Here is a 14,252-nt window from a genome sequence, read left to right on the forward strand (position 1 = left end):
TGGTGCGCCCGGAGAGATTCGAACTCCCGACCGCCTGGTTCGTAGCCAGGTACTCTATCCAACTGAGCTACGGGCGCGCGGTACACAATCAACTTACTGCCAAATTTTACTGCATTTCCAGCGGCGGATGCTGGAAACCTGTCGAGTGGTGCGCCCGGAGAGATTCGAACTCCCGACCGCCTGGTTCGTAGCCAGGTACTCTATCCAACTGAGCTACGGGCGCCCTGCGACAGGAGCGGAATTATGCGGATGTCGGCGCGCACCGTCAACAGTTTTGTGAAAATTTTCACCCAACTGAATGAAAAAGCAGTCAGCCACGGCGTCCGGGGCTTTCAGCCATGCGAAATGATCGGCATGCGTGCCCAGTTCCTGCGCGGACAGCACGCGCAGCTGCGCGTCCACATTCGGCAGCTTCGCCAGCAGCGTGCGCATCGAGCCGGCCGGCGCCAGCCAGTCGTGTTCCATCAGCACCGCCTGCGCACTGCCGTGCACGCGCGCCATCTGCGCATCGAGGTCTTCGCTCATGCCGACGGCGGCGTAGTGGTTGTTCAAGCCGACGCGCGCCCAGTCGGCGATCAGTCCCCGCGCCTCGGTACCACCGAAGCCGAGGCGCCGGCCATGCAGCACGCCCTGGCGCTGCGCGATCCACGGCAGGAAGCGGTAGACCAACGGCAGCAGCCAGCCACGCGGTGGCGGAAAGCCGCGCCAGAACGGCGAGCCACTGGCCGCCAGCCATAGACGGTTGAAGTGTTGCGGGGCGCGGCCGGCATGCACGCAGGCCAGCTGTCCGCCCAGGCTGTGGCCACCGATGATCCAGTGCAGGGCGCCAGCTTCATCATCCGCGGCGGCCAGCACGGCCTGGCTGGCCGGCAGATCCTGTTCGAGTACCTCGCGATAGCCCCAGTCCTGCGTGCGTGACGGGCGCAGCGAGCTGCTGCCGTTGCCGCGCCACTCATGCAGGTAGACCGCCACGCCCCTGGCCGCCAGCGCCTGCGCCAGCGGCAGGTAGTGGCGTGCCGCCACGCCCAGTGCCGGCAGCCACAGCAGGCGCGCGATGGGATGTTCAGGCACGCAGGCAATCACCTCGTAACGATGGCCGTCGTCGCACTGGACAGCGAGCACGTCCGGAGTGAGGCTCATGCGTGCGGTGCCGCGCCGAAGTGATCGAGCACCAGCACTTCGCTGCGGCCGGGGGCGTAGCCCCTCTGCAGCCCGCGCGCGACATAGTCGATGCCGGCCTCGCAGGCATTGGCCAGGCTCAGGCCGTTGCACAGCTGCGCGGCGATGGCCGAGGCCAGCGTGCAGCCGGTGCCGTGCGCATCCAGCGGCAGGCGGGCGTGGATGAACTCTTCGCTGCTGACGCCATCGAAGTAGCGGTCGACCACGCGATTGCCCTCATGCAGATGGCCGCCCTTGAGTAGAACGGCACCCGCACCGAGGTCGAGCAGGGCGCTGGCGGCCTGCTCGGCATCATTGCCGTTGCTGATTTTCCGGCCGACCAGCAGCTCTGCTTCCGGTGTGTTCGGGGTGATCAGCGTGGCCAGCGGGATCAACCGCTCACGCATGGCCTGCAGTGCGCTGTCCTCCAGCAGGCGTGCGCCGCTGGTGGCGACCATCACCGGGTCCAGCACCACGTGCGGCGGGCGATGGCGCTGCAGTGCGTCGGCAACGACGTTGATCACCTCCGCGTTGGCCAGCATGCCGAGCTTCACCGCGTGGATATCGAAATCGTCGAAGCAGGCCTCCAGCTGCGCACGCAGGAAGTCGATCGGCGGCACGTGCACGGCGATCACGCCGCGGGTGTTCTGTGCGGTCAGCGCGGCGATCGCCGAGAGGCCATGCACACGATGTGCAGCGAACGCCTTCAGGTCGGCCTGGATTCCAGCACCACCGCCGGAGTCGGAGCCGGCGATGGTGAGGGCGGATACGGGAGTGGTCGGGCTCATCCAGCGATTGTGCCGTGGTCCCGCTGGGGAAGGTAGATCCACGCCATGCGTGGATGCGCTTCAACTCAATGCCGCCAGCGCGCCCACTGCTGGTACACCACGTAGCCCAGCCCGGTCAGGCCGGTCAGCAGCGCGGGGGCGAGCAGGGCATCGTATTGCCAGCGCACGAACAACCAGGCGCCGAGGATGCCACCGGCAAGGAAGCCGCTGATGATCAGGCCACTGAGGGTCAGCCGGCGAACCTGCAGCGGCAGGCCGCGCAGCAGGTGGCCGAGGCCGATGCCGAGGTCGGTGAACATGCCGCTGAGGTGGGTAGTGCGCACCACTGCGCCGCTGAAGGTGGTGGCCAGCGCATTCTGCAGGCCGCAGGCCATGGCGGCGGCCAGCGCGCCCCAGATCTGGTGCTGTTCAAACAGCGGAATGGCCACCAGCAGCAGCGCCGATTCCAGCGCCAGCGCGACGCCGTAACGACGCCCCAGCTGCAGGGCGCTGTCCTGGATCAACAGGCCGCTGAGCATTGCGCCCAGCGAGAAGGCGATCAACAGCCCCCACAGGTGCCCGACCGCACGCCAGTCACCCTGGGCCAGCGCCATGCCCAGCTGGCTGGTGCTGCCGGTCATGTGGCTGACCGCCTGGTGCTCGAAACCCAGAAAACCGACCACGTTGACCATGCCGGCCACGCACGAGAGCGCGACCGCACCGATCCAGACCCAGGTGGGCAGGCGTATTCCCATCGGCAGGGCCGCTCAGGGTCCGCCGAAGCCGCCGTTGAACTGCAGCTCGCTGAAGGTATTGCTGGCCGGGTCGAACACGGCGCCCCAGAACTGTGTGCCGCCATCGCAGACGCGGATCGCTTCGCGGGCCGGATTGATGCCGCTGTCGTCAGGCAGGTGGAAGGCGTTGATGTAGATCAGCCGCTTGCCGGCACTTTCGATGCCGACGTACTGGCGATCAAAGTCCAGCACTTTCGGCACCTGCGCCTCCAGCGAGGACAGCTTCGCTTCCAGCTGATCGATCTGTTGCCGGCTGGGTGCCCAGTAGCCGCTGACCCGCCCGGCCTCGCGGCCGGGGCTGGGGCGCGAGCAGGTGTCGAGCACCTGCGCGGCGATGATCGGGCGGGTGACCACCCAGGACTGTCCGGTACGCTCGGCGGTCGGCACGCTGGCCGGGCCGCGCGTGGTGGTGCAGGCACCCAGCACGGCTGCGAGGGCGATCGCAGCCGTGGGCATCAGCAGGCGGGCGCAGCGGCTCACAACACCTCCGAAGCGTAATCGGCCAGGCGCGAACGCTCGCCACGGCGCAGGGTGATGTGCGCGCTGTGCGGCCAGTTCTTGAAGCGATCCACCGCATAGGTCAGGCCCGAGGTGGTCTCGGTCAGGTACGGGGTGTCGATCTGCTCGACGTTGCCCAGGCAGACGATCTTGGTGCCCGGGCCGGCACGGGTGATCAGTGTCTTCATCTGCTTCGGGGTGAGGTTCTGCGCCTCGTCCAGGATCAGGTAGCGCGACAGGAAGGTGCGGCCGCGCATGAAGTTCATCGAGCGGATCTTGATGCGGCTGGCGAGCAGGTCGTTGGTCGCCTGGCGGCCCCAGGTGCCGCCTTCCTGGTTGTGCGTCAGCACTTCCAGATTGTCGGTCAGCGCGCCCATCCACGGTGTCATCTTCTCTTCCTCGGTGCCGGGCAGGAAGCCGATGTCCTCGCCGACGCTGACCGTGGCGCGGGTCATGATGATCTCGCGGTAGCGCTGCTGGTCCATCGTCTGCGCCAGGCCGGCAGCCAGTGCCAACAGGGTCTTGCCGGTGCCGGCGGTGCCGAGCAGGGTGACGAAGTCGATCTCCGGATCCATCAGCGCGTTGAGCGCGAAGTTCTGCTCGCGGTTGCGTGCACTGATGCCCCACACGGCATGGCTGCCATGGCGGAAATCGTCGACCAGCGACAGCACCACCTTGCCGTCGCCGACCACGCGGCTGACGCGCAGCTCGACTTCATCTTCGCCGGGCAGGTAGACGTACTGGTTCGGGTACCACTCCTCGCCGTCCTGGGCCTGGATTTCGTAATGGGTACGGCCCTTGTCGCTCCAGCTGCGCAGGTCTTCACCGTGGCGCTTCCAGAAGTCTTCCGGCAGCTCGGTGGCGCCGGTGTAGAGCAGGCTGAAATCGTCCAGCGCGCGATCGTTCTCGTAGTCCTCGGACACGATGCCGGCGATCGCCGCCTTGATCCGCAGGTTGATGTCCTTGGAAACGAACACCACCGGCAGGTCCGGGGTTTCTTCCTTCAGCGCCAGGATCGCGCCGAGAATGGCGTTGTCCGGGATCACCTTGCCGAAGCTCTTGCCGGCGTCGAAATGGCTGGTCTGGAAGCGCAGCTTGCCGGCGCTCTGCTTGCCCCGCAGCTGCAGCCCATTGGGGCGCTGCAGCGGAATGCCGTCGGCCAGGTTGTCCAGGCCGGACGCCTGCACCAGCTCGTTGAGGAAGCGGCTCACCTGGCGGGCATTGCGGCTCGCTTCGGACGTGCCCTTCTTGCCGTTGTCCAGCTCCTCGATCACCTGCATGGGCAGGTAAACGTCGTGCTCCTCGAATTTGAACAGCGCGGTGGGATCGTGCATCAGCACGTTGGTATCCAGCACGTAGATGCGCTTGCCTCGGGTCATCGTCGATTCCTGGTTACGGACAGGGAAAAACCATCACGGCCTGCCGCAGGGCAGGGTGATGGCAGACACAGTAGGCAGTGGGACTCACTTGGACTGGGAGGCCTTCAGTTCGGCGAGAACGGCATCGGCATGGCCGGCAACCTTGACCTTGCGCCAGGACTGCACGATGCGGCTGTCGGGGGAAATCAGGAAGGTGCTGCGCTCGATGCCACGTACCTGCTTGCCGTACATGTTCTTCATCTTGATCACGCCGAAGGCGCTGCACAGCGCTTCGTCGCCATCACTGACCAGCGGGAAGTTGAAGCCCTGCTTGGCGCAGAAGTTGTCGTGCGACTTCACCGAATCGCGCGAGACACCGAGCACGACCGCACCGGCCTTCTTGAACGCCGGCAGCCGCGCGTTGAAGTCGATGCCTTCGGTGGTGCAGCCGGGGGTGCTGTCCTTGGGATAGAAGTACAGCACCAGCCAGTGGCCGGCGTAATCGCCGAGAGTGGCCTGGTCGCCACCGGACAGGGCCAGCGGCAGGGAGAGGGTGGTGCTGTCCAGGGTGTCGCCGTTGTTCATGAGGTCCTTCTGTCGAGCCTGGGTTCTTTCTACGACAATTGCATGAAACGCCACGCGCCCGTGAGGGACGCGCGAAAAATCAGGAATTCATTCAGAACTTCATCGGGTCCATGATCGCGTCCAGGTTCAGGTGGTCGCAGAACTCAAGGAAATCGTCGCGCAGCGCGGCGATGTGCATGTTGGCCGGCACGCCGATGGTCACCTGCGCACTGAACATTTCCGCACCGGTCTGCATGGCGCGGTAGCGGGTGCTCTGCAGGTTCTCGATGGTGATGCCCTGGCGGTCGAAGAAATCGGCCAGCTGGAACAGGATGCCTGGCTTGTCGGCGGCGATCACTTCGACGATGTACGGCAGCAGGTTGGACTGCGCCTGCTTGGCAGCGGTGCGGTACCAGACCAGCTTCAGGCCTTCCTCGCGCTCCAGCCGGGTCAGCATCGCTTCCAGCTTGGCCACCGAGTCCCAGGAGCCGGTGGCCAGGGCGGTGACCGAGACATCGCGGCCGACCGTGGCCAGGCGCGCGTCCACCAGGTTGCAGCCGCTGTCGGCAATGCGGCGGGTGACGGACAGCAGGGGAGACTCCGGATGCGTCGTATAGGCGTTGATCAGGAGGTGGTTTTCGCTCGGCGCGGGGCGCGGGGTGGTGTCGGTCAAGGCGATTCCGGGTAATGCATGCGTTAGTCTGAATGCCCGCCAGAGGCGGGGATCCACCGGTGTCCAGCATACTTGCCCGTGCTTTCGCGCCGCAAGTAACATTCAGGTCGCCCCCGGCCTTTCGTGGCGGGCGTTTTCCCTTCCCAGCCAAGAGCAGCACGTCCTTGTCCCTTTCCGGCCTCATCACCGCGCTGGCGACCCCGTTCCGGGCCGACGGCGCCCTCGATCCCGACGGTTGGCAGCGCCTGCTGCACCTGCAACTGGAAGGAGGCGTCCATGGCGTTGTCGTAGCCGGCTCGACCGGTGAAGCGGCGACCCTCACCGATGCCGAGTACGACCAGCTGCTGGCCAGCGCGGTCGAGCGCATCGGTGGCCGCATCCCGGTCATGGCCGGTACCGGCCTGTCGGGTACGGCCAAAACCATCGAACAGACCCGCCGCGCTGCCGCACTGGGTGCCAGCCATGCGCTGGTGGTCACCCCGCCGTACGTGCGGCCGACCCAGGCCGGCCTGATCGCGCACTACCGCGCGGTTGCCGACCAGGGCGGGTTGCCGGTCGTGCTGTACAACGTGCCCGGCCGCACCGGTTGCGACATCCAGCCGGAGACCGTGGCCGAACTGGCCGGCCATCCCAACATTGTCGGCATCAAGGAAGCGGTGGGCGACACCGGCCGGGTGCAGGCGCTGCTGGCGCTGCGCAGCCCGCGGTTCGCGGTGCTCAGTGGCGATGACGGCACGGCCGCGCGCTCGATCCAGGCCGGTATCGACGGCCTGATATCGGTCGGCTCCAACGTGCTGCCCGGCGCCTATCGCCGCATGTGCGAGCTGGCCGCCGCCCATGACCACGAAGCCACCGGGTCGTGGGATGCGCGCCTGCAGCCATTCCACGACTTCTGCGGTGTCGAGCCGAACCCGATTCCGGTCAAGGCGCTGCTGCGCCGCATCGGCATCGGCCACGACCTGCGCCTGCCGCTGCTGCCGCTGTCGGCGGCGCATCATCCGGCTGCCGACCATCTTGCCGGCGACATCGCCGCCCTCGAAGCCCTTTCCAGCCACTGACCTTTCGTCTTGGTCTGACCCAGGAGATTCACATGCGTCAATCCGTTTCCACCGTCCGCGTGCTGTCCTACGCTCTGCTTGCTGTAGCTGTCGCGGCCGGCACCACCGGTTGCTTCAAGCGTGGCGTCAAGGGCGACTACGCCCTGGCCCCGGAAATGCGTCCGCTGGAAGTGCCGCCGGACCTGAACCTGCCCAACGCCACCTCCGACAACAAGGTGCCGACGCTGGCTTCGGCGACCAAGCCGGCGGCGCCGGTGGCTGCGGCCCCGGCCGTGGGCAATACCGGTTTCACCATCGCCGGCGGCAAGGACGAGGCTTTCGCCAAGGTCGGCACCGCGCTGGAAGGCGTGGAAGGCGTGACCATCGCCAGCCGCGCGCAGCTGCTGGGCTCGTACGACGTGGCCTACGAAGGCAGCAACTTCCTGGTCCGCGTGGTTGCGGTCGATGCCGGCGCCTACATCTCCGCGGTCGATCCGCGTGGCCTGCCGGCCACGGCCGAAGCGCCGGTCAAGCTGATTGCCGCACTGAAGGCGAAGCTGGCCCAGTAAGAGCCGCCCTGGTAGAGGCCGACCTTGGTCGGCGCTTCTGTGCCAACCAAGGTTGGCACCTACCGGATCGCGCGGTTGGCATCTGCCGAAGAACAGAAAAGGGCGCCCTCGGCGCCCTTTTTCGTTGCCGCAGTGAGCGCTTCTCAGCGCTCCAGCAGCTTCAGCTTGTCCGGCTTGCCGTCCCATTCGCCGGCGTCGGCGGGCGGGTCCTTGCGCACGGTCAGCACCGGCCATTCCTTTGCCAGTTCGGCATTGAGGGCGACGAAGCCTTCCTGCCCGGCGGGGACATCGTCCTCCGGGAAGATCGCGTTGACCGGGCACTCCGGCTCGCAGAGAGTGCAGTCGATGCACTCATCCGGGTCGATCACCAGGAAGTTCGGGCCTTCGTGGAAGCAATCCACGGGGCACACTTCCACGCAATCGGTGTGTTTGCACTTGATGCAGTTTTCGGTGACGACAAAGGGCATGGGCTGGGGGTGGATCGATTCCTGAACCTGACAATTCTAGAACAGGTTGGCCCCCGGTGTCGGCGCGGGACGGAAAACGGGCGCCTGGCAGGCGCGACCGCTGCGGCCATTGGCGGCACGGCCGAGCCTGTGCGACGCTGCGGGCCATCGGCCGCAGGGGTGGCCGAATTCCCTTTCCAGCAGGATCGTCCATGTCCCAAGTCCAGACCGGCACCGCCCCGCACGGCGGTGAGAACACCGCGTTCATCGTCCTGATCAGTTGCGTGGCCACCCTCGGTGGATTCCTGTTCGGTTTCGACAGTGGTGTCATCAATGGCACGGTCGATGGCCTGCGCCAGGCCTTCAACTCCAGCGAAGCGGCACTGGGTTTCGAAGTTGCTTCGATGCTGCTGGGCTGCGCGATCGGCGCCTTCCTGGCCGGCTGGCTGGGGGATCGCCTGGGGCGCCGCGGCGTACTGATCGTCTCGGCATTGATGTTCCTGGTCTCGGCGCTGGGCGCCGGCGCCGCCCATGCCTCCTGGCTGTTCATCGCCGCGCGCGTGCTCGGCGGCTTTGCCGTGGGTGCAGCCAGCGTGATGTCGCCGGCCTACATTGCCGAAGTGGCCTCGGCACGCTATCGCGGCCGCCTGGCCACGGTGCAGCAGATGGCCATCATCTGCGGGCTGTTCGCCGCCTTCCTCAGCAACTACCTGCTGGCCCGCGCAGCCGGCGCGTCAACCGAGCCCCTGTGGCTGGGCCACGAGGCCTGGCGCTGGATGTTCTGGATGCAGGCGCTGCCGTCCGGGCTGTTCCTGCTGCTGTTGCTGGTGATTCCGGAGAGCCCGCGCTTCCTGGTGCTGAAGGGGCGGCAGGCGCAGGCGAGGGCGGTGCTGTCGCGGCTGTACGGCGACGGCGCGGCGGCGGCCAAGCAGGCCGAGATCGAAGCCAGCCTGGCGCACGACCAGCACAAGCCGCGCTTTGGTGATCTGCGCGACAAGGCCACCGGCCGGCTGCGCCCGATCCTCTGGGTCGGCATCGGTTTGGCCATGTTCCAGCAGCTGGTCGGCATCAACGTGGTGTTCTACTACGGGGCAGTGCTGTGGCAGGCGGTCGGTTTCTCGGAAAGCGATGCACTGCTGATCAACGTGCTGTCGGGTGCACTGAGCATCGGGGCCTGCCTGCTGACCGTGCTGCTGATCGACCGCATCGGCCGCAAGCCGCTGCTGTGGGTCGGTTCAGTCGGTATGTCGGTGGCGCTGGTGCTGATGGTGGTGGCCTTTGCCAGTGGCAGCCTGGCCGAGGGCCGCCTGCAGCTGTCCGACGGCATGGGCCGGTTGGCGCTGGTCGCGGCCAACGTCTACGTGGTGTTCTTCAACATGTCGTGGGGCCCGGTGATGTGGGTGATGCTGGGCGAGATGTTCCCGAACCAGATCCGCGGCCCGGCACTGGCAGTGGCCGGCGCGGCACAGTGGACCTCGAACTTCGCGATCACCGTGACCTTCCCGATGCTGCTGGCCGGCATCGGCCTGGCCGGGGCCTACGGCATCTATACGGTCGCAGCGATCCTCTCGATCTTCTTCGTCGTCCGCCACGTGCGCGAGACCAAGGGCAAGGAACTGGAGCAGATGGAAGGCTGACGGCGACTGGCTTCGGTTGCGTTCCGTTGGCGCCTGCTTGTCCAGAGTGTGAGGGGGCAGGCCGCCCTCTCCAGGACACGCAAGAGCCCATCCATGGTGCTCGATGGCGCCATCCATGGCGCCAACGGTCCTGGAGAGGGCGGCCTGCCCCCTCCTGACAGTTTCATGGTGCGTGCGGATGGGACGAAGCGCTGGTCGGTTGTTGCCGCAGCTCGCGGGAAACCGTCCAGAGTCGGTGGGGTCACCCAGGGCAGGACCGTTGGCGCCATGGATGGCGCCATCGAGCCCCCATGGATGGGTTCACGGCGTGTCCTGCCCTGGGTGACCCACCGGCTCAAGCCGATCGCCGGCAGGCGCCAAAGCGACCAAACCGACCGATGCCAATGCAAACCCCGGAAAACAGAAAAGCCCGCACGAGGCGGGCTTTTTCGGTTCCTGCTGCGGCGACTGGCGCTCCCTAGGGGACTCGAACCCCTGTTTTAGCCTTGAGAGGGCCACGTCCTAACCACTAGACGAAGGGAGCGTAACTGTGTCGCTGCCGAGGCAGGAGCGCTAGTATATGCACCTCGATGCCATTGGGCAATCCCGAAACTTCAACCGGAAGCGCCAACATCATTTCCTCTGCTACATCACCGTTCAGCCTGCGCGTCATCCCGCGCGACCAGCACACGATCTCCCGCAAGGACATCAGCCCGAACGCCCTGCGCGTGCTTTATCGCCTGCGCGATGCCGGCTTCGGCGCCTATCTTGTCGGCGGCGCGGTGCGTGACCTGCTGGTCAATGGCCAACCCAAGGATTTCGACGTGGCCACCGACGCCACGCCCGAACAGGTCAAGCAGTTGTTCCGCAACTGCCGCCTGATCGGCCGCCGCTTCCGCCTGGCCCACGTGGTATTCGGCCGCGAGATCATCGAAGTGGCCACCTTCCGTGCCAACAGCGATGACGGCAGTGGCGACCGCGAGATGGAAAACGGCATGCTCGTGCGCGACAACGTGTACGGCTCCATCGAAGACGATGCCGTCCGCCGCGACTTCACCTGCAACGCCCTGTATTACGCCATCGAGGACTTCTCGGTGCGTGACTACACCGGCGGCTTCGAAGACGTGCAGGCGCGGCTGATGAAACTGATCGGCGACCCGGTGCAGCGTTACCAGGAGGACCCGGTGCGCATGCTGCGCGCCGTGCGCCTGGCCGCCAAGCTCGGCTTCCAGATCGAAGAGGGCACCGCCGCTCCGATCCCGCAGCTGGCCGGCCTGCTCAACGAAGCGGCTCCGGCGCGCCTGTTCGAGGAAGTGCTCAAGCTGTTCCTGTCCGGGCATGGCGTGGCCAGCTTCGAAGGCCTGGAGCGCTACGGCCTGCTGGATGTGTTGTTCCCGGAAAGCGCCAAGGCGCTCAAGTCCAACCGCACCGGCGCGCTGCGCCGCATGCTGGTCGAGGGCCTGGCCAACACCGATGCGCGCGTGGCCAACGACGAGCCGGTCTCGCCGGCGTTCCTGTTCGCGCTGCTGCTGTGGCCGGCCTACTGCCGCGCGCAGGCGACCCTGCTCAAGCAGGGCGTGGCACCGGAAGAGGCACAGCGGCGTGCCGCCGACCGTGTGACCGTGCAGCAGCTGAGCACCATCGCGCTGCCGCGCCGCTTCTCGCTGCCGATGCAGGAGATCTGGCTGCTGCAGTCGCGCTTCGGCTCGCGCCAGCGCAAGCGCGTGTTCCGCACCCTGACCCATCCGCGTTTCCGTGCTGCGTTCGACTTCCTCAGCCTGCGCCAGGTGGCTTCGGCCGAGCACGCCGCCGATGTCGAGTTCTGGCGCGAGGCACAGGCGCAGTCCGGCCGCGAACTGGAATCGTCGCTGGATGCGATGCACAGCGACGAGGGGGATGACGAAAGCGGGGCGCCGCGCAAGCGCCGCCGTCGCCGCCGTCGCCCGGGTGCCGCGGCCGGTGCGGCGGGCGAGTAAGCGATGACCCTTGCCTGGATCGGCCTCGGCGCCAACCTCGGCGACGCGGCCGAGACCGTCGGTGCGGCGATTGCCGCGCTGGACGGGCTGCCCGGGACCCGCCTGCGGCAGGCCTCGCGCCTGTATGCCACCCCGGCCTGGGGCAACCAGGACCAGCCGCCGTTCGTCAATGCGGTGGCGGCCGTCGATACCGAGCTGCCGGCTGGCGAACTGTTGCAGGCGATGCTGGCGCTGGAGCAGCGCTTCGGTCGCGTGCGCGACCCTGCGGTGCACTGGGGCCCGCGCGCGCTGGACCTGGACCTGCTGCTGTACGGCGTGCAGGAACTCGACCAGCCCGGGCTGCAGGTGCCACACCCGTACCTGCACGAGCGTGCGTTCGTGTTGGTGCCACTGGCCGAAATCGCACCGGATCTGGCCATTCCCGGCCATGGGCGCGTGCGGGATGCAGTGATGCGGGTGGATGCCTGCGGGATCGCGCCGATAGAGTGATAATGCCCGGGTTATCTCCCCCGGTTATCAGCACATGAGCACCCACGCAGACAGCAAGCCCTGGACCGTTCCCGCCCTGGCCGAGGCCAAGCGCAATGGCCAGAAGCTGGTCATGTTGACCGCCTACGACGCCGGCTTTGCCCGCACTTTCGACGCAAACGGCGTTGACCTGATCCTGATCGGCGACTCGCTGGGCATGGTCGTGCAGGGCCATGATTCGACCCTGCCGGTGACCGTGGCCGACATGGTCTACCACACCCGCGCCGTGGCCCGCGTGCTGCAGCGTGCGCTGCTGGTGGCCGATCTGCCGTTTGGCGCCGACGCCACCCCCGAACGCGCGCTGGATGCCTCGCTGCAGCTGCTGCAGGCTGGCGCCGAGATGGTCAAGATCGAAGGTGCCGGCTTCAAGGTCGACATCATCCGTTACCTGGTCGAGCGCGAGATCCCGGTCTGCGCGCATCTGGGCCTGACCCCGCAGTCGGTGCTGCGCCTGGGTGGCTTCAAGATCCAGGGCCGAGGCGATGCCGCGCGCCAGCTGGTGGAAGATGCCAGGGCCGTGGCCGCCGCAGGTGCCAGCATCATGGTGCTCGAATGCGTGCCGACCCCGGTCGCTGCCGAGGTCACGGCGGCGGTGGACGTGCCGACCATCGGCATCGGTGCCGGCCCGCAGTGCGATGGCCAGGTGCTGGTACTGCATGATTTCCTCGGCCTGGACAGCGGTCATCGCCGCCCGAAGTTCGTCAAGGATTTCCTTGCCGAAGGCGGTTCGGTGGCCGGTGCCACCCGCGCCTATGCCGACGCCGTGCGCGGCGGCAGCTTCCCTGACGAACAGCACGCCTACGCCCAATGATCCAGACCTTCAACGAGCTTGGCGCACTGCGCGAGCAGATCGGCCAGTGGAAGCGCGAAGGCCTGCGCGTGGCATTGGTGCCGACCATGGGCAACCTGCATGGCGGCCATCATTCGCTGGTGACCCTGGCGCGCCAGTACGCCGACAGGGTGGTGGCGAGCATCTTCGTCAATCCGACCCAGTTCGGCCCCAATGAAGACTTCAGTCGCTACCCGCGCACGCCCGAGGCCGATGTGGCCGGGCTGGAGCAGGTCGGCTGCGATGCCGTGTGGCTGCCCAGCGTGGAGGCGATGTACCCGCTGGGCGTGGACAAGACCACGCAGATGCACGCCCCGGGCGTGAGCGAAGTGCTGGAGGGTGCCAGCCGCCCGGGCCACTTCGACGGCGTGTGCACGGTGGTGGCACGCCTGTTCCTGCAGGTGCAGCCGGATGTGGCGGTGTTCGGCCGCAAGGACTACCAGCAGCTGGCCGTGATCAGGCAGATGGTGGCGGAGTTGTCGTTCCCGATCCAGATCGTCGGCGCGGAGATCGTGCGCGACGAGGATGGCCTGGCCAAGAGTTCGCGCAACCAGTACCTGAGCGCCGAACAGCGCCCGGTCGCGACGACCCTTCACCGCACCCTGCTGGGCATGCGCGAAGGCTATGTGGCTGGCCAGTCGCGTGCGCAGATCGAGGCCGATGCGACGGCCGCGCTGCAGACGGCTGGTTTCCAGGTCGACTACGCGGTGCTGCGTACCCCGGAGCTGGCCGAGCCGACCTTCGACGGCGGTGGCCGCGTGGCGCTTATTGCCGCGCGCCTGGGCAGCACCCGGCTGATCGACAACCTGGAGTTCTGAGCCGCATGTGGCTCCGGGGCGCCCGCAACGGGCGCCTCCCGCCTTCCCACGGACGGGAGACAGCACATGAAGATTCCTGCCACTGATGCCGGCCGCCTTGCCCAGGCCTCGATCCTGGCGGTGCTGGCTGCCGGCATGCTGCCGGCCCAGCTGGTGGGCGGCCTGTTGTTCGCAGTCGAATTCAGGCGCACACCGCTACCGGCGCTCAACGGCGCCGGACTGATGTTCGTGCTGGCCGCCTGCGGTGCCATTGCCGTGCTGCTGCCGATGGCGCTGTTCCAGCAGTCTCAGTATCGCCTGCGCCGGGGCCGCTTCGTGTGGGTCGGCTTCGGGCTGGCGGCGCTGGTCATGGCCATCTGTACCTGGCCGGGTGAGGACAGCGGTCCGCTGCTGCAGCGCCTGCGTTACGTCGACACCTTCGATGTGGTCGGCTATGGCCTGCTGGTGCTGGCTGCAGGGGGCCTCGGCGGGGTCGCCGGGCTGGCCTTCCACACCGTGTTCCGCCTGTCCATGGTCGGCACCGCCAGTGCGATCCCGGCAACCCCGCCGCGGGAGGACGCCTGAACGGCCTTCAGCGTCCTGCCACGGGCCCCTGACGATGGCCAAGCGGGTGCTAGAATC

The 14,252-nt window shown here is 67.1% G+C and carries 16 protein-coding genes and 3 tRNA genes; 8 read left to right on the plus strand and 11 right to left on the minus strand.

The annotated features are described in order from the left end of the window. The 9 genes from O0J73_RS06225 to O0J73_RS06265 form a co-directional block, all read right to left on the minus strand. Positions 1–77, minus strand: a tRNA-Arg gene (locus O0J73_RS06225). A 69-nt stretch (positions 78–146) separates the two neighbouring features. After that, positions 147–223 (minus strand) — tRNA-Arg (locus O0J73_RS06230). Continuing rightward, on the minus strand, positions 214–1,140 hold the full coding sequence (locus O0J73_RS06235) for an alpha/beta fold hydrolase (protein WP_308308254.1): 927 nt from the start codon (positions 1,138–1,140) through the stop codon (positions 214–216). Before O0J73_RS06235 ends, O0J73_RS06230 begins: the two co-directional genes overlap by 10 nt. Next, entirely contained in the window at positions 1,137–1,946 is an 810-nt protein-coding gene (gene thiD / locus O0J73_RS06240; protein WP_197564615.1) for a bifunctional hydroxymethylpyrimidine kinase/phosphomethylpyrimidine kinase, read from the minus strand. Before thiD ends, O0J73_RS06235 begins: the two co-directional genes overlap by 4 nt. A gap of 65 nt (positions 1,947–2,011) precedes the next feature. Next, positions 2,012–2,680 (minus strand): YoaK family protein, encoded by a 669-nt coding sequence (locus O0J73_RS06245; protein WP_049458523.1) that lies wholly within the window; start codon positions 2,678–2,680, stop codon positions 2,012–2,014. Between the two features lie 12 nt (positions 2,681–2,692). Further along, positions 2,693–3,199 carry a hypothetical protein gene (locus tag O0J73_RS06250; protein WP_049458524.1) on the minus strand — a complete coding sequence of 169 codons (507 nt, stop codon included), beginning with the start codon at positions 3,197–3,199 and terminating at the stop codon, positions 2,693–2,695. Beyond that, a complete protein-coding gene (locus tag O0J73_RS06255) occupies positions 3,196–4,596 on the minus strand; it encodes a PhoH family protein (protein ID WP_049458525.1) in 1,401 nt (466 codons plus the stop codon). Before O0J73_RS06255 ends, O0J73_RS06250 begins: the two co-directional genes overlap by 4 nt. A gap of 84 nt (positions 4,597–4,680) precedes the next feature. Beyond that, on the minus strand, positions 4,681–5,160 hold the full coding sequence (locus O0J73_RS06260) for a peroxiredoxin (protein ID WP_308308256.1): 480 nt from the start codon (positions 5,158–5,160) through the stop codon (positions 4,681–4,683). 91 nt (positions 5,161–5,251) lie between these two features. Next, positions 5,252–5,812 (minus strand): glycine cleavage system protein R, encoded by a 561-nt coding sequence (locus O0J73_RS06265; RefSeq protein WP_005409051.1) that lies wholly within the window; start codon positions 5,810–5,812, stop codon positions 5,252–5,254. A 164-nt stretch (positions 5,813–5,976) separates the two neighbouring features. Here O0J73_RS06265 and dapA point away from each other — a divergent pair, with 164 nt between their 5' ends. Continuing rightward, positions 5,977–6,870, plus strand: coding sequence for a 4-hydroxy-tetrahydrodipicolinate synthase (gene dapA, locus O0J73_RS06270; protein ID WP_308308257.1), 894 nt, complete (start codon positions 5,977–5,979; stop codon positions 6,868–6,870). Between the two features lie 32 nt (positions 6,871–6,902). Then, a complete protein-coding gene (locus tag O0J73_RS06275) occupies positions 6,903–7,418 on the plus strand; it encodes a hypothetical protein (protein WP_006432432.1) in 516 nt (171 codons plus the stop codon). Between the two features lie 143 nt (positions 7,419–7,561). Here the strand turns inward: O0J73_RS06275 and fdxA are convergent, their stop codons facing one another. Beyond that, complete coding sequence (gene fdxA / locus O0J73_RS06280; RefSeq protein WP_005409054.1) at positions 7,562–7,885, minus strand: ferredoxin FdxA; 324 nt, start codon at positions 7,883–7,885, stop codon at positions 7,562–7,564. A gap of 191 nt (positions 7,886–8,076) precedes the next feature. Between fdxA and O0J73_RS06285 the strand changes: the two genes are divergently transcribed. Continuing rightward, a complete protein-coding gene (locus tag O0J73_RS06285) occupies positions 8,077–9,501 on the plus strand; it encodes a sugar porter family MFS transporter (protein ID WP_308308259.1) in 1,425 nt (474 codons plus the stop codon). Between the two features lie 448 nt (positions 9,502–9,949). On the opposite strand, the gene O0J73_RS06290 is transcribed toward O0J73_RS06285, so the two are convergent. Then, positions 9,950–10,024, minus strand: a tRNA-Glu gene (locus O0J73_RS06290). 52 nt (positions 10,025–10,076) lie between these two features. Here O0J73_RS06290 and pcnB point away from each other — a divergent pair. The 5 genes from pcnB to O0J73_RS06315 all read left to right on the plus strand — a co-directional run bounded on the left by pcnB (position 10,077) and on the right by O0J73_RS06315 (position 14,195). Next, on the plus strand, positions 10,077–11,456 hold the full coding sequence (gene pcnB, locus O0J73_RS06295) for a polynucleotide adenylyltransferase PcnB (protein WP_308308260.1): 1,380 nt from the start codon (positions 10,077–10,079) through the stop codon (positions 11,454–11,456). A 3-nt stretch (positions 11,457–11,459) separates the two neighbouring features. After that, complete coding sequence (folK, locus tag O0J73_RS06300) at positions 11,460–11,945, plus strand: 2-amino-4-hydroxy-6-hydroxymethyldihydropteridine diphosphokinase (RefSeq protein ID WP_308308261.1); 486 nt, start codon at positions 11,460–11,462, stop codon at positions 11,943–11,945. Positions 11,946–11,979: 34 nt separating this feature from the next. Beyond that, positions 11,980–12,795 (plus strand): 3-methyl-2-oxobutanoate hydroxymethyltransferase, encoded by an 816-nt coding sequence (gene panB, locus O0J73_RS06305; RefSeq protein WP_006432439.1) that lies wholly within the window; start codon positions 11,980–11,982, stop codon positions 12,793–12,795. Continuing rightward, a complete protein-coding gene (panC, locus tag O0J73_RS06310) occupies positions 12,792–13,631 on the plus strand; it encodes a pantoate--beta-alanine ligase (RefSeq protein WP_006432440.1) in 840 nt (279 codons plus the stop codon). The genes panB and panC overlap by 4 nt, the downstream gene beginning before the upstream one ends. 66 nt (positions 13,632–13,697) lie before the next feature. Next, positions 13,698–14,195: a hypothetical protein gene (locus O0J73_RS06315; RefSeq protein ID WP_308308262.1), complete on the plus strand. Its 498-nt coding sequence runs from the start codon at positions 13,698–13,700 to the stop codon at positions 14,193–14,195. Positions 14,196–14,252 lie beyond the last annotated feature (57 nt).

The sequence above is a fragment of the Stenotrophomonas sp. Sm6012 genome (assembly GCF_030985895.1).
Classification (GTDB): domain Bacteria; phylum Pseudomonadota; class Gammaproteobacteria; order Xanthomonadales; family Xanthomonadaceae; genus Stenotrophomonas; species Stenotrophomonas forensis.